This window comes from Sorangiineae bacterium MSr12523 (genome assembly GCA_037157775.1).
GTDB lineage: Bacteria > Myxococcota_A > Polyangia > Polyangiales > Polyangiaceae > Pendulispora > Pendulispora brunnea.
This window is the reverse complement of sequence record CP089982.1, coordinates 4,297,522-4,316,476: the sequence shown is the minus strand read 5'-3', so window position 1 is coordinate 4,316,476 and position 18,955 is coordinate 4,297,522. Positions and strand designations below refer to the sequence as shown.

General features: G+C 64.9%; 15 protein-coding genes. 7 read left to right on the top strand and 8 right to left on the bottom strand.

Annotation, left to right across the window (positions count from 1 at the left end; translation table 11 throughout):
• Positions 1-73 precede the first annotated feature (73 nt).
• The 5 genes from LZC95_17055 (at position 74) to LZC95_17035 (ending at position 6,981) form a co-directional block, all read left to right on the top strand.
• Positions 74-2,143 carry an FHA domain-containing protein gene (locus LZC95_17055; protein WXA98529.1) on the top strand — a complete coding sequence of 690 codons (2,070 nt, stop codon included), beginning with the start codon at positions 74-76 and terminating at the stop codon, positions 2,141-2,143.
• A 9-nt stretch (positions 2,144-2,152) separates the two neighbouring features.
• Positions 2,153-3,106, top strand: coding sequence for an acetyl-CoA carboxylase carboxyltransferase subunit alpha (locus tag LZC95_17050; protein ID WXA98528.1), 954 nt, complete (start codon positions 2,153-2,155; stop codon positions 3,104-3,106).
• 74 nt (positions 3,107-3,180) lie between these two features.
• Complete coding sequence (locus LZC95_17045) at positions 3,181-3,939, top strand: glucose 1-dehydrogenase (protein ID WXA98527.1); 759 nt, start codon at positions 3,181-3,183, stop codon at positions 3,937-3,939.
• 6 nt (positions 3,940-3,945) lie between these two features.
• On the top strand, positions 3,946-5,535 hold the full coding sequence (locus LZC95_17040; GenBank protein WXA98526.1) for a protein kinase: 1,590 nt from the start codon (positions 3,946-3,948) through the stop codon (positions 5,533-5,535).
• 111 nt (positions 5,536-5,646) lie between these two features.
• Positions 5,647-6,981 carry a cation:proton antiporter gene (locus LZC95_17035; GenBank protein ID WXA98525.1) on the top strand — a complete coding sequence of 445 codons (1,335 nt, stop codon included), beginning with the start codon at positions 5,647-5,649 and terminating at the stop codon, positions 6,979-6,981.
• Here the strand turns inward: LZC95_17035 and LZC95_17030 are convergent.
• Together LZC95_17030 and LZC95_17025 are read right to left on the bottom strand one after the other, a co-directional pair.
• Positions 6,956-8,488 (bottom strand): ABC transporter permease subunit, encoded by a 1,533-nt coding sequence (locus tag LZC95_17030; GenBank protein WXA98524.1) that lies wholly within the window; start codon positions 8,486-8,488, stop codon positions 6,956-6,958. The two genes, LZC95_17035 and LZC95_17030, sit on opposite strands and share 26 nt — an antisense overlap.
• Positions 8,488-9,234, bottom strand: coding sequence for an ATP-binding cassette domain-containing protein (locus tag LZC95_17025; protein ID WXB00347.1), 747 nt, complete (start codon positions 9,232-9,234; stop codon positions 8,488-8,490). The genes LZC95_17030 and LZC95_17025 overlap by 1 nt, the downstream gene beginning before the upstream one ends.
• Before the next feature lie 236 nt (positions 9,235-9,470).
• Here LZC95_17025 and LZC95_17020 point away from each other — a divergent pair, with 236 nt between their 5' ends.
• Positions 9,471-10,535 carry a hypothetical protein gene (locus LZC95_17020; GenBank protein ID WXA98523.1) on the top strand — a complete coding sequence of 355 codons (1,065 nt, stop codon included), beginning with the start codon at positions 9,471-9,473 and terminating at the stop codon, positions 10,533-10,535.
• Here LZC95_17020 and LZC95_17015 read toward each other — a convergent pair.
• The 5 genes from LZC95_17015 to LZC95_16995 form a co-directional block, all read right to left on the bottom strand.
• Positions 10,532-11,638, bottom strand: a complete 1,107-nt coding sequence (locus LZC95_17015; GenBank protein ID WXA98522.1) for a ferritin-like domain-containing protein — start codon at positions 11,636-11,638, stop codon at positions 10,532-10,534. The genes LZC95_17020 and LZC95_17015 overlap by 4 nt on opposite strands.
• A 252-nt stretch (positions 11,639-11,890) precedes the next feature.
• Positions 11,891-13,204 (bottom strand): ferritin-like domain-containing protein, encoded by a 1,314-nt coding sequence (locus tag LZC95_17010; GenBank protein WXA98521.1) that lies wholly within the window; start codon positions 13,202-13,204, stop codon positions 11,891-11,893.
• 130 nt (positions 13,205-13,334) lie between these two features.
• Complete coding sequence (locus tag LZC95_17005) at positions 13,335-14,708, bottom strand: ferritin-like domain-containing protein (protein WXA98520.1); 1,374 nt, start codon at positions 14,706-14,708, stop codon at positions 13,335-13,337.
• A 102-nt stretch (positions 14,709-14,810) separates the two neighbouring features.
• Positions 14,811-15,587, bottom strand: coding sequence for an NUDIX hydrolase (locus LZC95_17000; GenBank protein ID WXA98519.1), 777 nt, complete (start codon positions 15,585-15,587; stop codon positions 14,811-14,813).
• A complete protein-coding gene (locus LZC95_16995) occupies positions 15,584-16,627 on the bottom strand; it encodes an ADP-ribosylglycohydrolase family protein (protein WXA98518.1) in 1,044 nt (347 codons plus the stop codon). The genes LZC95_17000 and LZC95_16995 overlap by 4 nt, the downstream gene beginning before the upstream one ends.
• A gap of 111 nt (positions 16,628-16,738) precedes the next feature.
• Between LZC95_16995 and LZC95_16990 the strand changes: the two genes are divergently transcribed.
• A complete protein-coding gene (locus LZC95_16990; GenBank protein ID WXA98517.1) occupies positions 16,739-17,554 on the top strand; it encodes a TIGR02452 family protein in 816 nt (271 codons plus the stop codon).
• A 6-nt stretch (positions 17,555-17,560) separates the two neighbouring features.
• Here the strand turns inward: LZC95_16990 and aceA are convergent, their stop codons facing one another.
• Positions 17,561-18,850 (bottom strand): isocitrate lyase, encoded by a 1,290-nt coding sequence (gene aceA / locus LZC95_16985; protein ID WXA98516.1) that lies wholly within the window; start codon positions 18,848-18,850, stop codon positions 17,561-17,563.
• Between the last annotated feature and the right edge of the window lie 105 nt (positions 18,851-18,955).

Here is an 18,955-nt window from a genome sequence, read left to right as displayed (position 1 = left end):
AGACTTTGAACAGTCTCGAAGTGCGCCCTTCTCCCTCTGAAAAAAGCGGAGTACATTCGCCTTTGAAAAGCCTATGCCACGCCTCATTTTGGCGACGGCCGAAGGGCAGCAGGCCATCGAGCTTCGCCCGATCAACAGCCTCGGCCGCCACCCCAACAACTCGATTCAGCTCCTCGATAAGATCGTTTCCAAGGAGCATTGCATCATCGAGTTGCGCGATGGGCAGTTCATCCTGCGCGATCTCGGCAGCCTGAACGGCACCTACATCAACAACGAGCGCGTCCGCGGCGAGCAATTTCTCAAGCACGGCGACGAACTCGCGTTGGGCTCCACACGCGCGCGCTTCGACGATGGCTCGGGCCTCGCGAATTTCGCGCCACCGGCCATCAGCCCAGGTGCCATTCAGCAGCCCGCCCACTCCAGCCAGGCGGTCCAACCGCCTTGGGCGCAGCCGCCACAAGGTCATTCGCCGCACGCGCCGCATTCGCCGCGGTCACCGTACGGTGCGCCCAGTCACCCGACGGCGCCGGCCTCGTCGCTGCCGCAACCGGGGTTTGGCCCCCCGCCCGAGTACCCGGGCACGCCGCGGCCGCAGGCCTTCACCGGTCATCCGGCCTCGGGCATGACGCCATCGGCGGGCTATGTGCCGCCCACGGCGGCAAGCGGTGCGTATGGCATCTCGGGCGGCACCACCCCGATGGGGAACCTTCCGCACGCACTGCCCCACATTCCCACGGGGACCGGGCATGTCCCGGGCGGTGGCTTGCCGCGCATCAACAATGCCCCTGGTCCTCATGCCACAGGTCCTGGCGGCAGGCCCTTTCCTCCGATGCATCGCCCGCCGAGCTTCGGCGGCACCCGGGTCGACGTGCTCGATTCGGCCCGTGCGATCGGCGCGCAGATCGCCGCCACCACCAAGGGCTTCGCGCCGTACGAGCAGATCGCGCACGATCCGCAGCAGCTGCGGCTCGACTACGAGCGCCTGCGCATCACGTGGGAGCTCTCGCGCGACATCGGCCTCGAGCGCGACCTCGACAAGCTGCTCGAGAAGATCCTCACGGCCCTCTTCAAGTTCGTGAACGCCGATCGCGGCGTCATCCTGCTCAAGGAAGCCGACGGCACGCTTCATCCCCGCGCTGCACGGCGCAGGGATGGGACCGACGCGCCCATTCAGGTCTCATCGACGATCCTGAACCACGTCATCAACGAACAAAAGAGCGTCATCACGCACGATGCGAGCATGGATTTCGCGGCCTCCAAGGGCAAGTCGATGATCCTGAATCGCATCTCCAGCGCAATCGTCGTGCCGCTGCTTCACGAAAAAGAGGTGCTCGGCGCGCTCTGGCTGGACAGCGAGTCGCTCGCCCAGTTCCAACAGAAGGACCTGGAGATCATCACCGCGGTGGGCAACCAGGCGGCGATGTTCATCGAAAACACGCTGCTCGCGAAGAAGATCGAGCAGGAGATCGTCACGCGCGAGCGCTTCTCGCGCCTGCTCTCGCCCAACGTGGCCGAGCAAGTGATCAGCGGCAAACTCGAGGTGAAGAAGGGCGGTCAGCTCGTTGCCGAGTGCACCGTCTTCAACAGCGACATCCGCGGCTTCACCCGCATGAGCGAGGGCACCACCGCCGAGGTGATGGTCGAGCTCTTGAACGAGTACTTCGAGGAGATGGTGGCCACCATCTTCAAATACGAAGGCACGCTCGACAAGTTCATGGGCGACGGCATCATGGCCCTCTGGGGGGCGCCCGCCGCCCACCCGGACGATCCGATTCGGGCCGTGCAGAGCGCGCTCGATCAGATGGAGGCCCTCGGCGAGTTCAATCGCCGCCTGCTCGAGGCCGATCAATCGCCGCTGGCCATTGGCATCGGCATCCACACCGGCTCGGTGGTGGCGGGATACGTCGGAAGCTCCAAAGCATTGAGCTACACGGTCATCGGCGACACTGCGAACACCAGTGCGCGGATCTGTGGCATCGCCACCGCCGGCCAAATCCTCGTGAGCGAGAGCACTTTGGTGCGGTTGAACAACCGGTTCGAATTCGAGGAGCTCGCCCCGGCCCAACTCAAAGGGAAAGAAAAAGCGCTGCGTATCTTCAACATCAAGCGCGAAAAACCCTCCGCCGCCGCGCGCGTAGGCTAAAACCTCGTCGTGGCTGCCTTCGTCCTTCCCTTCGAGAAACCGATTGTCGACCTCGTCTCGCGCGTGCGCGAGTTGCGGCTTCTGGCCGAGAGCGATCCCAAGTTCGAGCACGAGCTGCGCCGGCTCGAGGATAAAACCGGGCGCCTCGCGCGTGAGATCTTCGCCACCCTGACGCCGTGGCAGAAGGTGCAGCTCTCGCGGCATCCGAACCGCCCCTACACGCTCGATTACGTCGGGCGCCTGTTCGAGGATTTCCAAGAGCTCCACGGCGACCGTCGTTATGGCGACGATGCCGCCATCGTCGGAGGCCTCGCGCGCTACCGCGGACGCAGCGTCGTGGTCATCGGCCACCAAAAGGGCCGCACCACGAAAGAGAAAGTGGCCCGCAACTTCGGCCAGGCGCACCCCGAAGGAAACCGCAAAGCGTGCCGTTTGTACGAGCTGGCCGATCGCTTCGGGCTCCCCATTTTCACCTTCATCGATACACCCGGCGCCTACCCGGGCATCGGCGCCGAAGAGCGCGGTCAGAGCGAGGCCATTGGCGCGTGCCTCTTTGCCATGTCGAAGGCGCAAGTGCCGATCATCGCGACCATCATCGGCGAGGGAGGCAGCGGTGGAGCGCTCGCCCTTGGCGTCGCCAACCGCGTGCATGTCCTGGAGTACGGGACGTACAGCGTCATCTCGCCCGAGGGCTGCGCGAGCATCCTCTGGAAGGACGGCGCGAAGAGCAACATTGCGGCAGCCGCCATGCGCATGACAGCCCCGGATCTCCTGCAGTTCAAGATCGTCGACTCGATCATCGAGGAGCCGCCGGGCGGTGCGCACCAAGATCCCGCGGTCGCGGCGCGCAACATCGATGTAGTTCTACAGGCGAGCCTGCGGGAGCTTCTGGCCATGACGCCCGAGGAGCTAGCCGACGATCGCTACAAGCGATTCCGGTCACTTGGCGCGTACGTCGCGTAAGCAGCCAATCTGGCCGGTCGATCTGGCGCGTCATCGGACAAGTGGTCTCAAAATGGTGCTAAGAATTGGTCGCCATGACGGTATCCACCAGCCTCGAAGGAAAGGTTGCCATCGTAACTGGCTCTAGCCGCGGCATCGGCGAAGCCATCGCACGCACCTTCGCGCAGCACGGGGCGAAGGTGGTCGTTGCCTCGCGCAAAATCGATGGTGTTCGCGCGGTCGCGGAATCGATTGGCAAAAGCGCCCATGCCATCGCCGCGCACACGGGCAAGGAAGAAGACTGCCAGAATCTCGTAAAAGAGACGGTGGCCACGTTCGGCAAGGTCGACATCCTCGTGAACAACGCGGCGACGAATCCTTATTTCGGGCCGTTTCTGAACATCGACGAGGGCGCCTGGGACAAGACGTTCGAGGTCAACGTCAAAGGCTACTTCTTCACCGCGCGCGAGGTCGCACGTCACCTCATCGATCGCGGCGCGCCAGGCAGCATCATCAACGTGGCGAGCATCGCCGGCATCATGGGCACACCGCTCCAAGCCGTTTACGCCATGAGCAAGGCCGCGATCATCAGCATGACCAAGACGCTGGCCGTCGAGCTTGCGCCGTCGAAGGTTCGCGTCAACGCCATCGCGCCGGGCTTCGTGAAGACGAAGTTCGCCAGCGCCATCGTCGACAACGCGGAACTGAACGCGCACGTCGTCGGCCGCACGCCGATGGGCCGCGTGGGCGTTCCGGAGGAGATTGCGGGCGGCGCCCTGTACCTGGCCAGCGACGCGGCAAGCTACCTCACGGGGCACACCCTGGTGATCGATGGAGGGCTGACCGCCAGCTAGAAGATCGTGAAGCGCAGCGCACGAGGAAGCACCGAGCACGCGATGCAACCCGGTCGCGTGGTGGCGGGGAAATACCGCTTGAACCAAATGCTCGGCATGGGGGGCATGGCGACGGTGTGGTCCGCCACGAACGTGTTCACGGACCGCGCGTTCGCCATGAAGTTCCTTCTCCCCTCGATGGGCCAGGACGCCGGGCGGCGCCTGCTCATGGAGGCCAAGGCCTCGGCGCGCATCAACCATCCGAACATCATCGAAACCATCGACGTCGGGCAAGCCGAGGACGGCTCGTTCTTCCTGGTGATGGAGCTGCTCCAGGGGTTGTCCCTCGAGGCGGTCCTCATGCGCCAGGAGCCTCGGATGCGGCTCTACGACTTTTGCACCATCATGCTCGATGTGGCGCGGGCCATGTCGGCGGCGCACCAGAACGGGGTCATCCACCGCGATCTGAAGCCGACGAACATCTTTCTCCACCAGGACCGCCACGGTGTCGTCACCAAGCTGCTCGATTTCGGGATCAGCAAGTTTCTCCTGAACGACGAGGCGTCGGTGGAGTCGCTCACCTTGACGGGGACCATCCTCGGCTCACCGATGTACATGAGCCCGGAGCAAGCGCAGGGCATGCGCGGCATCGATGGGCGCACGGACATCTTCGCCTTCGGTACCATTTTGTTCGAGGCGCTGTGCGGTTACCGCTGCTTCGAGGCGCCCAACTTCAATGCGCTGCTCCTCACGGTGGCGACGAAGACGCCACGCAGCATCGACGCGTGCGCCCCTCACCTGCCGGAACCGCTTCGTGAGTTGGTGCGGGGCTGCCTCGTGGTGGATCGCAAGCGGCGCATCGCGACCTTCGACGAGGTGGTGATGCGGCTCGAGCACATTCTGCCGCTTCTGGAGCGCGATCCGGTGTGCATCGCGGCGCCGCTCCTGCCGGCCAACGAGGACGTACCGCCGCGCTCGGGCGTGACGCCGACACCGCGACCGCGCGGGGGGACCACGCGGGCTGCACTCCGCATGGGCAATTACGTGGTGGGCCTGTGCGCGATGGTGGTGATGCTGCTCGCCGTGCTGGCGTACGCGGCGTGGAAGCATCCGCCAAGGCCCAAGGCGGCGGCAGCGTCGGCGCCATCCGTGCAGTCCATCGTGAACGACAACGTTGCCAGTGCGGCTTCGAGCTCGCGAAATGAAGGGAGCGCCGCCCCCGTCCCGTCGCAGCTCCCGCCCGTGGACCGGTTTGGCATGAGCCCGCCGGTGGTGAACGTGGATTCGCTGCCCTCGTCGCTCTCGGCCGACCGAACCTCGTCACGCACGCCGCGCCGAAACGACCGCGTGTCCCGCGCGAAAGACGCGAAAGACGCGAAAGACGCGAAGGATGCCCAGGCCGAGAAGAAGCCGATGGGGCAGCTGCAGATCACCGCGATGAACCAGACCTGCACCATCTACGTAGACGATGCACCTCGGGGCACGACACCGCTGTCGCTGGACCTTGCGCCGGGCGCGCATCGCTTGAGATGCGAATCCGAGGGCGGCGAAGCCAAAACGGCCGACGTGAACGTGACGGAGGGAAGCACCACGATTCACACGTTTCGCGCCGATTAGCGGGTTCGTACTCGGCCTGGTACTCGGCTCGTACTCGGCTGGTACACAGATTCGTACTCTGCGCGTCCAGTTTGAATGGAGCCAGAATAGTAGAGTGGTTATAAGCCCAGCGTGCGCTCGGCGTTTTGGTTCGTAGCCCTGGCCACCGTGGTCGCGCCGGGTGTGGCGTTCGCCTCCTCGTCCGAGGGAGGTCACGGTGTTTCGCCGACGATTTGGTTCGTCGTCGCAGCCATGCTCGTCGCAGCGAAGCTCGGAGGGCAGCTCGCGGTTTGGCTCGGGCAGCCACCGGTGCTGGGAGAGCTCTTCGCCGGCATCGTGCTCGGCAATTTGGACATGGTCGGTGTTCACGTCTTCGAGCAAGCGGCCACCACCGAGACGGTGAGCTTCCTCGCGGAGCTCGGCGTCGTGCTGCTCTTGTTCGAGGTCGGCCTCGAGTCGACCGTGGCTGACATGCGCGAGGTCATCCCCTCGTCCGGTGCCGTCGCGGTCGTGGGCGTGGTCGCGCCCATGGTGCTCGGCTACGGCGCGAGCATGCTCGCCGCGCCGCATGCGACCCACGTCCTGCACCTGTTCATCGGCGCCACGTTGGCAGCGACCAGCGTGGGCATCACCGCACGCGTGCTGCGCGATTTGGGCGCCTTGGGGCGGCCGGAGACGCGGGTCATTCTCGGCGCGGCGGTCATCGATGACGTGCTCGGGCTCATCGTTCTGTCGGTGGTGACGGCCATCGCGCAGGAGGGCACCGTGCCCAGCCCGATGCACGCGCTGCAGCTCCTCGGGCTCGCGGCGGCCTTCCTGATCGGCGCGCTCTTGGTCGGACGCTACGTCACACCCGGCGTATTTCGCATCGGCGCGCGCCTGCAAACCGAGGGTGTGCTCAGCGCACTGGCCATTGCGCTCTGCCTCTCCTTCGCAGGACTCAGCGCGCTCTCGGGGCTGGCGGCCATCGTGGGTGCCTTCGCGGCGGGCCTCGTTCTCGACGAGGTGCACGTGCGCCCCTTCGGGTCGAACACGAAGCACGACATCGCGGAGCTGATTCGCCCCACCGCCGCCACCCTCGCCCCCATCTTCTTCGTGCGCACGGGCGTCTCCGTCGACCTGCACGGCGCCACGCTGCACGTGCTGCTGCTGGCGGCCTTGCTCGGTGCCGCCGCCGTGGGCGGAAAGCTCATTGCAGGCATCGGCATGCGCACGCGCGGGGCCGACCGGCTCCTGGTCGGCATCGGCATGCTCCCGCGCGGCGAGGTCGGTCTCATCTTCGCCGACGCCGGCGCACGCATCCGGCTCGATGGGCACCCGCTCATCGAGCCATCGATCTACATGGCCATCATCTTGGTCATCATGGGAACGACGGTCGCCGCGCCACCCTGGCTCGCCGCCAGACTGCGCCGCACGCTCGGGCCCGGCCTCGCGCCTCCCCTCAAGTCCGAAGCGGCCGAGGAATGAGCCACCGCTCCACGAGGCCGAAAAAGCCCTCGAAGAGCAGCGCCATGGCCGCCGCAGGAACGGCGCCGGCGAGGAGCAAATCGTTGTCGCTCAGCGCGAGACCCGATGCGATGCGCTCGCCGTAACCGCCCGCCCCGATGAACGCCGCGATGGTCGCCGTCCCCACGCTGATCACGGCCGACGTCTTCACCCCGGCGAGGATCGCCCGCGACGCCAGCGGCAGCTCCACGAGCCGCAGCCGTGCCCCGCGCGGCAGCCCCAGCGCCAGCGCCGACTCCTTCAGCGAAGGCGCGATATCCGAGAGCCCCGTGTACGTGTTGCGCACGATGGGCAACAGCGAATACAGGAACAGCGCCACCAGCGCCGGTACGAAGCCGATTTGGTGCAGCAGCGGAATCAAGAACGCCAGCAGGGCGAGCGAAGGAATGGTCTGCAGCACGCCCACTGCGCCGAGGATCGGCTGCGTGGCGCGCCGCCGGTAGGCCGCCCACACGCCGAGCGGCACACCGACCAACGTGCCGAGAAGCACCGCAATGGCCACCAAGGTGACGTGCTCGCGTGTCAGCTTCAGGAAATCGCTCCCGAAGAGCAAGGTGAAGAACGAGCGCCGCGACGCCTCTTTTTCCGCGCCCGCGCCGGGGCCGGCCAGGAAATTGCGCGCAATCGCGTCGAAGTTGAGCTTGCGCACCTCCGCATCCGCGTTCATGCGCGTCATCGTCTTCTCGTCGATCGAGCCTTTCAGCCGTTGAAGCGCGGCCCACGTGCGCGGGGCGCGGTTGGGGAGATCGCTTCGATAGAGCAGCACGGCGTCGTAGCGCGGAAAGAGCTGCTTGTCGTCTTGCAGCACCGTGAGGTGCTCCTCCTCGATTTTGGGATCGGTGGAGTAGACGTCGACGACGTCGATGTCGCCATTGACCAAGGCCTTGTACGCCAGGGCATGCTCGATGGCGCGCGGGCGCGGCGCCTGGATGCCATAGGTCGACACCAGCGCCGGCCAACCATCGGCGCGCTCGAGGAACTCCTGCGAAAAGCCAAAACGCAATTCGGCATGCGGAGCAATCTCGCTGATGGTGCGCACGCCTCGCTGGCTCGCCACCTCCGAGCGCATGGCCAGCGCGTACGTGTCGTTGAACCCCAGCGGGATGCCCGCCTGAAGGCCCAGCGGAGCCAGCTCGCGGTTCAACGACTCGAGGTCGTCCGAGGCCTTGTCGGTCTTGTGGCCGAGCAGCTCGCGCGCAATCGTACCGGTGTATTCTGCATAGATGTCGATGTTGCCGCCCTTGAGGGCCGCGAACACGATGCCGGTGTTGCCCAACCCCTGGTGGTGCACCGCCTGCACCTCGCCCGCGTCCTCGGCGACCTTTCGCACGATCTCGGCAAGCACGTACGACTCGGTGAAGCGCTTGGAGCCGACGTGAATCGTCTTTTCGTCGGCTCGGGCGGGCGCGGTGAGCAGCGAGAGCGCGGCGGCCAGGAGGACGGCCAGCGCGGAGGATGCCCCACGCATCAGGCGGCGTCCTCCTCGAGCGGCGAGCGCTGGGCGCGCAGAAACTCGGACACGAAGGGCTCTGCCGGTTGCTCGGCCAGCTCGCGCGCGGTGCCTTCCTGCACGACCCGGCCGGCGCGCATCAAGAGCACGCGGTCGCCGAGGTAGGCCGCCTCGCCCATGTCGTGCGTGACGAGGATCACCGTCTTGTTCAAGCGCGCGAAGATGCTGCGCAGCTCCGTCTGCAGGCCGCGCCGCGTGATGGGATCGAGCGCGCCGAGCGGCTCGTCGAGCAGCACCCAGCTCGGGTCGAGGAAGAGTGCGCGCATCATGCTGACGCGCTGGCGCTCGCCGCCGGAAAGGTCGCGCGGGTGATTCACGAGGCGCGCCTCGGGAAGGCGCACGAGCGCGGCCAGTTCTTTCACGCGTTCGCGCCGCGAGGCGTCGGTACCGCGGCCCATCACTTCGGCGACCAAGGTGACGTTGCGTTGCGCCGTCAGGTGCGGAAAGAGCCCGCCATCTTGCAGCACGAAGCCCGTGCGCAGGCGCAGCGCGTTCACGTTGTCGGGGCTGAGCACCTCGCCGTCGTAGGTCACCTTTCCGCGATCCGCCGGGATGAGTCCCGCGATGATGCGCAGCAAGGTCGACTTTCCGCAGCCGCTCGGACCGATGATCGACGTCGTCGTTCCGGCCTCGAAACGAATGGACGTCGGCGCCAGCGCAGTCGCCCGGCCGTAGGTCTTCTCCACTCCGTCGACTTCGATCATGGGCTCCCGCACGCCGGTCCGACGCGCCTCCTTTTTAGTGAACACGTGTCCACTATAACGAAATTTGGGGTTACCGCAACCGTCGTGTGCGCTATGGTTGCGCCGTGAATACGCTTCATCGGATCGCCTCCATTGCCTTAAGCATAGGTACTTTCTTCGCGTTCTTCCTCTTGCCTGGTTTGCCTGGCTGGCCTTGCTGGTCAGGTTTCGGCGCGGAAGCATACGCTGCCCCGACGGTGCAGACGACGCTGCTCACCCAGGGCGAACCGGGACCGAGCGCGTGGCCGACGCCGATCGAAATTCCGGCGTGGACCAAGACGCTGCGCATCGGCGGCGGAACCATTCTCTATTGGTATCAGCCAATCGATCTGGGACCCAAGATCGTCGAGCTGTACGCGAGCCTTTTGCTGAACGCCGACTTTGGACGATTCAAGATCCACATCGAGCCGCGCTTTCGCGATACGAAGCATCGCGCCTTCTTCACCTCGAACATTTGGCTGCAAGAAGCCTATGTTTCGGCGGACTTGGGCTCGGCCACGGTGAAGGTCGGCAAGGTGTACAGCCGGCTTGGACTCTTTTGGGACAAGTCGTTCTACGGAAATATCCAGCTCTACGATGGAATGAAAACGGACCCCGAATACGGCGTGTCCCTGGAGTCGAACGAGCCGCCGGCCGATCGCGACATTTCGTTCCACTACGCGCTGCAGTATTTCCTAAGCGACGGCACGACGAACAATTCGCTGGTGGCGCGCGATACCATTTCGCTCCCTGGCGGTCGCCGCATGAACAATTTCATCGGGCGCGCAGGGCCATTCATCCGACTCGGACACGGCATGACGTTGGAAGCTGCACTCTCGGCCCAGTTTTTCCAGGCGGATCTTCCCGGCGGGACGCACGATGTGGTGCGCGGCGCCTTCGACGCCACGTTGAAGAACGATCTTTTCGAATTGAGGGCCGAGTACCAACACCAGGAAGGACAATCGGTTTGGGAATTCCCATACCGCGCCATTCCGGCCACGCCGACGACACCCGCCATTCCCGGTCGATTCTCGAAGAGCAACGACTATGCGCTGGTGGGCGCGGATATCAACATTTGGCGATTCACGCTTCGCTACAACGGGAGCGTGGGCTTCTACAATGACGTGAAGGTCCGAGAAGTCATCCACGCCCCCGCCCTGGCCTTCAATCCCCACGACAACGTGATGATTCTCACGGAGTACGTGATTTGGCCGCGTTATGCCCCGGAGGGCACCTCGCTGGTGGACCGCAGTTTCAATCTATCGGTGCAATCGCACTTCTAAGCCGCCCAGAGCTCGCCGGCCACCGCGTGGAGTAGGCGCGAGGCCTGCGCCGCGGAGGGTGCACCGGCAATCCGCACGACATCGGGGTGCGGCTCCGCGGTGCCGTTCATGAGGGTCGTGACGGCATCGCTGCGCGCCTGATCGATGCGGGCGCGCTCTTCGTCGGAGAGCAGCGACTCGATCCACGCGGCCACACTCCACGCGAGGGCGCCGTGCCGCGTTTCGTCCTCGGCGATGCGCTTCATGACCTTGCGAATGCGGCGATCGGCGGCGTGCCTCGCTTGATGCGTCGCGTACAGCGCGGCATGCGTTTCGTGCACGCAGCCTTCGACCGCGTTTTCGAGCGCAATGTCGAAAAGGCTTCGCACCGGGCGGGGCGGGACAACGGGCGTAGACGGCTCCGCACCGAATCGGCGTGCGAGCGACGTCATCATCGCCGTATGACGGATTTCGTCGCGTGCAGCATCACACGCATGCAGTACGAGGTCGGCCGGCGCGCCATGATGCGCGAGCTCCTCCGCGAGACGGAGGAAGGCCGGCACGGATGCCGCTTCGAGCTCCGCTGCCTCGGCAAAGAAGCGGCCGAGTGGGCTTGCGTCGACGGATGCGCCGGCCATGGCAAATCCTTCCGGCCTGCGGCCCGGGCTGCAGTTTGGGTCGGCGCGCTCCACCACGGTGGAACTCAGCACGGTGATCTGGCCGTCCTTGCTCACGTGAAGCAGGTCCTCCGTGCGATCGCGCCTTCCGCACCCGCCGCCGATTTGGCCGATGATGTCGAATCCATCCCCCGACGGGCGAGCATTGCGTTCGTCGCCGCCGCAGGAAATGTCGTATCCGTTCTCCCGGACCAGAAATCCCGCGGTCTTCGCGTCCGTAATGGGCTTCAAAAATGTCGCCAGCTCCTGAGCCGAGGTGACCGCTCCAACCTCGTCGTGTCGCGTGTAGACCACCTGTGTTGCGCGGTGTGGATATCCATCCAGATCAGGGAAAATTCCATCAGCCGGACGCAGCTCGGCAAGCTTTGCGAGGCATGCAGTCGGGTCGGCAGCACCCGAACATGCCGTTCCTTCGGAGCTGACCACCGTTGGGTCGCCCCACGCCACGCGCTTCCCGTCGTTATACGTGATTGGCTGGTGGCGCAATGCCAAGTAATCGACGGGATTGCCCGCCCTTACCCCCTCCAATATCCGGTCAGAGGAAGAGCACGCGCTCATCGTCATCGTCGTACTGTCGACCTTCGTGTCCTCCGGGTCGGAACTGCAGGATGCGGCGGCAAGAAGAGGGATCGGTGCCACCACCGATAAGAAGAGCTTTCTCAAAGAGGCGGAAGAATGTCTCGTTCGCATGGTATCTCCTCAAGCAGCGTGGGATGACGTCCAAAGCTCGCCAGCAACGGCGTGGAGAAGGCGCGAGGCCTGTGCCGCGGACGGTGCACCGGCCATGCGCACGACATCCGGGTGCGGTTCCGCCGTGCCTTTCATCAGGGCCGCGGCGGCGGCGCTTCGGGCAGCGTCGATGCGGGCCCGCTCTTCGTCCGAGAGAAGCGGTTCGAGCCACGCGGCCACACTCCACGCGAGGGCACCGTGCCGCGTTTCGTCTTCGGCGATGCGCTTCATGATCTTGCGGATGCGAGGGTCGGCCGCGTGGAGCGCCTGGTGGGTGGCTTGCAGCGCGGCGTAGGTTTCGTGCACGCAGCCTTCGACCGCGTTTTCGAGCGCGATGTCGAAGAGGCCGCGCACGGGACGATGCGGGACATCGGGCGTGGACGGCTCCGAACCGAATCGGCGTGCGAGCGACGTCATCATGGCCGTGTGACGAATTTCGTCGCGTGCCGCGCTGCGTGCGCGATCCACGAGCTGCGCGGGCGCGCCATGGTGCGCGAGCTCCTCGGCCAGGCGCAGAAACGCGGGCACCGACGCCGCCTCGAGCTCCGCTGCCTCCGCAAAGAAGCGACCCAACGGGCTTGCGTCGCTGGACATACCGGCGGGCTCGAACCCTTCGTGCTTCCGGCCGTACGCGCATCGGGGATCGGCAGGCTTCACGATCACGGAGGCGAGCACCGTGATTTTGCCGTCCTTGCTCACGTGAAGGAGGTTCTCCGTCATATTCTGTCCGCAGCCGTCGCCCTGGCGCGCGAGGAGATCGAAACCGTCACCCGATACGCGAGCATTGCGCTGCGCCTCCTCGCATCCAAGACTGTATCCGCTTCGATCCACGAGAAAGGCCGCCGTCTGCAAGTCCGCCACAGGACGGAGGAAGGCCGCCAATTCGCCGCTGGACTCGACCATTCCTACTTCGTCGCCCCTGGTATAAACGAGGTAGGAAACGGCTGATCCAGGGCTCCCTGGGAAATTGGGAGCGCCCGAAACATTCGGACGAAGGTCCTCGAGGTCCTTGAGGCATTTGGCTTGGTTGACGGCACTGGAGCATGCCGTTCCTTCGGAGGCATCCGTTCTGGGGTCGCCCTCCGGCACGGATCCACCGGGCGCCCAGCGATAGCGTTGGCTGCGCAGCGCGAGGTAGTCGACGGGACGCCCCGCTTTTACATTCGCCAATGGGTGCTCACGTGAAATGCACGCCGTCTCCGTCAGACCGGAGCGATCGATGCCGACGGACTCGTCGTTGTCCGAGCTGCATGCGGCTAGCGCCAGAAGGGGAATCGGGCTCACGACGGAGAAGAACAGTTTTCTCAAGGAAGCCGAAGAATGAGTGGTTCGCATGACCGCGCTAATCGCATATCGCGCGCCAATCCACATTTGCGGTTTTTTTGCCGTTAATTGCGCCGCCAATTGTGCCAATTCATGCCATTTGCGCCCGATGGGATCCTGGCCATAGCTCACCGGCCACGGCGTCGAGTAGACGCGAGGCCTCTGCCTGCGATGGAGCGCCGGCGATGCGCACGACATCGGGGTGCGGTTCCGCAACGCCTTTTAGGAGAAAAGCAGCAACTTCACACCGCACGCGGTCGATATGGGCACATTCTTCGTCGGAGAGCAGCGGCTCGACCCAGGCGGCGACGTTCCATGCGAGCGCACTGTGCTGCGTTTCGTCTTTGGCAATGCGCCTCATGATCTTGCGGATATGGGGATCGCTGGCGTGCCGCGCTTGATGCGTCGCCTGCAACGCGGCGTACGTCTCGTGCACGCAGCCTTCAATGGCATTCTCGAGCGCAATTTCGAAGAGGCCGCGCACGGGACGATGCGGGACCTCGGGCACGGAGGGCTCGGCACCAAATCGGCGCGCGAGGGACGTCATCATGGCCGTGTGACGGATTTCGTCACGGGCGGCCTCACGCGCACGCTGCACGAGTGCCGCGGGTGCGCCGTGGTGCGCGAGCTCCTCGGCCAAGCGAAGGAACGCCGGCACCGATGCCGCTTCGAGCTCCGCGGCCTCCGCGAAGAAGCGGCCCAATGGACTCGCATCGTCCGACGGACCCGTGAGCACGAATCCTTCGGGTCTGCGGCCGGATGCACAATTCGGATCGGCCGCCTTGACGAGGACCGTTTGCTGCAAGGTGACCTGCCCATCCTTGCTCACGTGGAGGATGTGCTCCTTGATATCCTGACCTGACCCGCAACCGTCACCCGTCCCGGCGAGAATATCGAACCCATCGCCGGACGCGCGCGCGTTGCGAGCCTGCTCGGAGCAGGCGAGGTCATATCCATGTTGGCGAACGAGAAACGCCGCCGTCTTTGCATCGCGCACGGGCCGAAGAAATGTTGCCAAGGCATCGAGTGAGGTAACCGAGCCAACTTCGTCGCGCCTCGTGTACACCAGGTACGTGTTGACCGATGAACAGGGACCGCAGAATCGCTCCGGAAACCCCGTCGTTTCGCGGATGCTGGCAAGGGTCTGCATGCACGTTGCCTGATCGCCGGCGTTCGCACAGGCCGTGCCCTCCGAGGTGAAGACTTCGGGATCGCGCGTACCGTTGTTACGGCGAAGCGCGAGGTAGTCGACCGGATTGCCCGCCCGGACACCCTCGAGCCGCCGCGCATCCGACGCGCACGCATTCTCCGTCATGACGGAGTGGTCGATCGTGGGCTCGGGCGCACGGTTTTCCGGTGCAGGATCGGAGCCGCACGATGCTGCCGCTAGAAGAGGAATCGGCCCAACGACCGATAGAAAAAGGGCGCTCAACGAAGCTGCAGAATGGTTGGCTCGCATGCTCATGCTCGTTGCACCAATCGATCCGCGCAATTTTGCCGAAAAACGGCCACGCGGGCTGCGCCAACTGGTGCCACGCAAGGCGGCTGGGCCATCCGAGGCGAGAGGCTATCTCCGGAGAGCCTGCTCCGTTTTCTCCGGGAGGAATCGATACACGAGCGCGGGCTTCGATGCGGTGATGCGCTTGCCCGGTGCCTGCTCGATGATGCCCTCCTCCACCATCCGCTCGAACTTGCGGCGGAAATTGCCGGGGTCCTGCGGCTTCCCCGTGAGGATGGAATACACGTGGCGAAGTTCGGGGATGGTGAACGTCTTGGTCACGAGGCTCGAGGCGATGCTCGACGAGGAGACGCGCTCGGCGATGCGGCGGGTGGCCTGGGTCACGATGCCGTGATGGTCGAACGCCATGTCGGCCGGCCGCAGCGCATGCACGGAGAGCCACTCCGCCGCCGTGGCATCGCCGCCGCTGCGCACGAGCGGGACCAAGTCAGGGCGAATGAGCGCGTAGTACGCCACCGTGATCACGCGCATTCGCGGATCGCGTCCCGCCTTGCCGAACGCGCCCAGCTGTTCGAGGTACACGTCGGCGGCGCGCAGGCCCGTCTCCTCCTCGAGCTCACGCGTCGCCGCCGCGTCGAGGTCCTCGCCCTGATCGCGATGGCCATCGCCCACACGCACGAACCCACCGGGCAAGGCCCACGCACCTCGGAACGGGTGCCCTCCCCGCTTGACCAACAAAACGCGCAGCTCCGCGTCGAGCACGCTGAACGCCGCGACATCCACCGTCACGGACGGCCGTGGGAAGTCTACCGGCCGATACTCACGAAGGAACGCCGCCTCCTCCGGATCGACGCGTCGGGTCATCACCTCGGTCTTCTTGGTCATCGCCGGCAAAATACCCTGACGGCATGCGCGAGCACGACTGGATAAAGCACCAGATTGCGCACCAACGCAGCGATCCACGAATAAGACGCCCGCGCCACCGGCTCACCGCTTCGCGCGCACGCAAGGTCCGCCGCGAGCGCCCGCAGGTGCGTAGGGCCGAAAGGTCCGTCGTGCAGCCGGTCGACCAGCCTCGCGGGTAGCCCTCGAGCCCCGTGAAGCGCGCCTGCCCAGGCACCGACGATGGCGGCATTCGAATCGGTGTCGCCACCGGCGCGGATGGTCTCCACCATGGCCCGCTCGGGATCGTCGCCAAAACGCAGGAACGCAAACGTCGCCAAGGCCGTCGTGTGAAGAACGAACCCCGTGTTGCCAAGCTCCGCCGCGGCCAGATCCATGGAAACGCCGTCGCTTTCCAACGCGCAAGCGCGCTCGATCCCCGCGCAAAGCGATGGCTCATCGATCACCGCGCGCGCATCGCGCACCAGCATCCCGCGTGCGACCTTCGGACCATGCACCACACAGCGCGATGCCAGCTCGGCAACGAAACGTGCGCCTTGCACCGCGCGCACATCGGTGTGGGTCACGCGTGAAAGGGCGTCGGCCCAGGCAGCGCGTTCAGCAGGCGCATCGCAAAAGAAGGCCCCGACGATGGCTGCGCGCATCGCCGCACCGTTGCCGGCCGAGCGAACACCGGAGTTGCGCAAACCTAGGGAAATGCGCACGCAGGCGCGCAGCGTACCGAGGCCAATGCCCCAGGGTAGCCGCAAGAACCATCCGAGCAGCGCACGGCGAAAGGCTCCCACGAATGCGTCCACCCGACGAGGATTCCGCGCGAGGCTCTGTGCGACCAGGGCCGTCTGCTCCGTATCGTCCGAGACGAAACCGGTCTTGCCCAACAGGAAATAGCGATCCAGCTTCGCAAAACTTCGCGCAATCGCGCGCGCACCCATGCCCTCCATGGGCAGTCCAAGTGCATCGCCGATGGCGGTGCCGAGGAGCACCCCCTCGATGCGGTCGCGAAAGTCTTCCGGCTCTGGCAATTTTCCAAAAAGAGTCTTGTCACACGATAAAATAGTGTCAATAACTCTTTCATGAAAAATCAGACCCATATGACGCGCGGACCGGATCCGCGCGGGGCCCAGAGGGGGCCCATGTCGCGTGCGTACGCGGCGAAGCTTGCGCAGGAAACCATGGCCATTCTCGAACGCGGCCACTACACGGCGCCGTCGGGACGCGTGGTTCGCATCGACGCGCTACGCGATGAGGCGGTGGCCCGCACCGAGGATTTTCCGCCCGAACGGCCCGTGGCGGTGGTTCCTTCGCCCGGCTACGAGCCGCGATTCGAAGTGACCAATGAAAGCACGCTCACGGCGGCTGCGCGGCTCGCGGCTGGGCGGCCCGCGGTGTTGAATTTCGCATCGGCGAAGAATCCTGGGGGTGGCTTTCTCAGCGGCGCACACGCCCAAGAGGAATCGCTCGCGCGCTCATCGGCGCTGTATTCCTGCCTGGCCGGCCGCCCGATGTATGCCTATCACCAGGAGCGCCCCAACCCGCTCTATTCGCACTGGGCCATCTATTCGCCCGACGTTCCCGTCTTCCGATCGAACGAAGGTCCCTTACGGGAAGCTCTCTACACCTGCGCATTCGTCACCTGCCCCGCCGTCAACGCAGGCGCCGTGCAAAAGAATCGCCCCGCTGACGTTTCGCGCATCCTCCCGATCATGCGAGAGCGCGTCCATCGCGTCCTCGCCATCATGGCCCAAAAGGGCCATGACACCTTGGTGCTCGGCGCCTGGGGCTGCGGGGTTTTCGGCAACGACGCCGCCGACATCGCCCTGCTCTTCCGCCAGGCGCTCGATGCGGACTTCGCGAAGACGTTCCGGCATGTCGTCTTCGCCGTCCTCGATGGGTCCCCCGAACGGCGCTTCATCAGGCCATTCGAGGAACACTTCCTTCGCGCTTCTTAGCTGGAATTAGAACTGCGCCGCTTCCGTCGATTCTTCCAGGGCCATCGTGGAGGACTCGCCGCCGGTGATCACCTCGGTCACCTGATCGAAATAGCCCGTACCCACCTCGCGCTGATGGCGCGTGGCCGAATAACCGTTCTTCTCGGCGGCGAATTCCGCCTGTTGCAATTCGGAATACGCCGCCATGCCGCGATCGCGGTAGCCGCGGGCCAATTCGAACATCGAGAAGTTCAGCGAGTGGAACCCGGCCAGGGTCACGAATTGGAACTTGTAGCCCATGGATCCGAGTTCGCGTTGGAACTTGGCAATGTCGGCGTCGCTCAGATTCTTCTTCCAGTTGAACGACGGCGAGCAGTTGTAGGCCAGAAGCTTGTTCGGGAACTTCTCGTGCACCGCCTCGGCGAACTCCCGGGCCTCGCCCATGTCCGGCGTGGACGTCTCGCACCAGATGACGTCCGCGTACGGCGCATAAGCAAGCGCGCGAGCAATCGCGCACTCGAGACCGCCCTTCAGACGGAAAAAGCCCTCGCGCGTGCGCCCGCTGCCATCGATGAACGGAACATCGCGCTCGTCCACGTCGCTGGTCAGAAGCTTCGCGCTGTGGGCGTCCGTGCGCGCAATCAGCACGGTGGGCACGTCCATCACGTCGGCGGCGAGGCGCGCTGCGTTCAAGGTGCGAATGAACTGCCCCGAGGGCACGAGCACCTTGCCGCCCAAGTGTCCGCACTTCTTCTCCGCGGCCAATTGGTCCTCGAAGTGGACGCCGGCCGCACCTGCCTTGATCATCGACTTCATCAACTCGAAGGCGTTGAGCGGACCGCCAAAGCCCGCCTCGGCATCGGCAACGAGCGGCGCATACCAATACCGGTCCTTTTTGCCCTCGGCGTGCTCGATTTGATCGGCGCGCTGAAGCGCGGAATTGATTCGCTCCACCAACGTGGGAACGCTATCCACCGGATAGAGGCTCTGATCGGGATACATCTGACCCGACGTATTGGCGTCCGCGGCGACTTGCCAGCCGCTCACGTAAATCGCTTTCAGTCCGGCGCGCACCATCTGCACGGCCTGATTGCCGGACAGCGCACCCAGCGCATGCACGTAATCGTCGTGCGTGAGCATGTTCCACAGCCGTTCCGCCCCAAGACTGGCCAGTGTGTGCTCGATTCGAATGGAACCCCGAAGGCGGTTGACGTCGGCTACCGAATAATTGCGGTGAATACCTTCGAACCGCTTGGCAGCAGCTTCGGAAACATAACCCTGGCGTCCAGCAATCTCGGCAACGGCGGCAAGAGACATTGTCATTTCTCCTATCCCGCCCCGGATGGGGCGGGCATCTTTCGAATGGACTCCGTCCGTCGGTACCGCCGAATTCTTGCGCGGTACCGCCAAACGAAGGCCTCT

Excerpts from the sequence above, each read along its gene's own strand:
- aceA (WXA98516.1), bottom strand. The coding sequence starts at position 18,850 with ATGTCTCTTGCCGCCGTTGCCGAGATTGCTGGACGCCAGGGTTATGTT.
- LZC95_17025 (WXB00347.1), bottom strand. The coding sequence starts at position 9,234 with ATGATCGAAGTCGACGGAGTGGAGAAGACCTACGGCCGGGCGACTGCG.
- LZC95_17000 (WXA98519.1), bottom strand. The coding sequence starts at position 15,587 with ATGACCAAGAAGACCGAGGTGATGACCCGACGCGTCGATCCGGAGGAG.
- LZC95_17005 (WXA98520.1), bottom strand. The coding sequence starts at position 14,708 with ATGAGCATGCGAGCCAACCATTCTGCAGCTTCGTTGAGCGCCCTTTTT.
- LZC95_17045 (WXA98527.1), top strand. The coding sequence starts at position 3,181 with ATGACGGTATCCACCAGCCTCGAAGGAAAGGTTGCCATCGTAACTGGC.
- LZC95_17030 (WXA98524.1), bottom strand. The coding sequence starts at position 8,488 with ATGCGTGGGGCATCCTCCGCGCTGGCCGTCCTCCTGGCCGCCGCGCTC.
- LZC95_17055 (WXA98529.1), top strand. The coding sequence starts at position 74 with ATGCCACGCCTCATTTTGGCGACGGCCGAAGGGCAGCAGGCCATCGAG.
- LZC95_16990 (WXA98517.1), top strand. The coding sequence starts at position 16,739 with ATGTCGCGTGCGTACGCGGCGAAGCTTGCGCAGGAAACCATGGCCATT.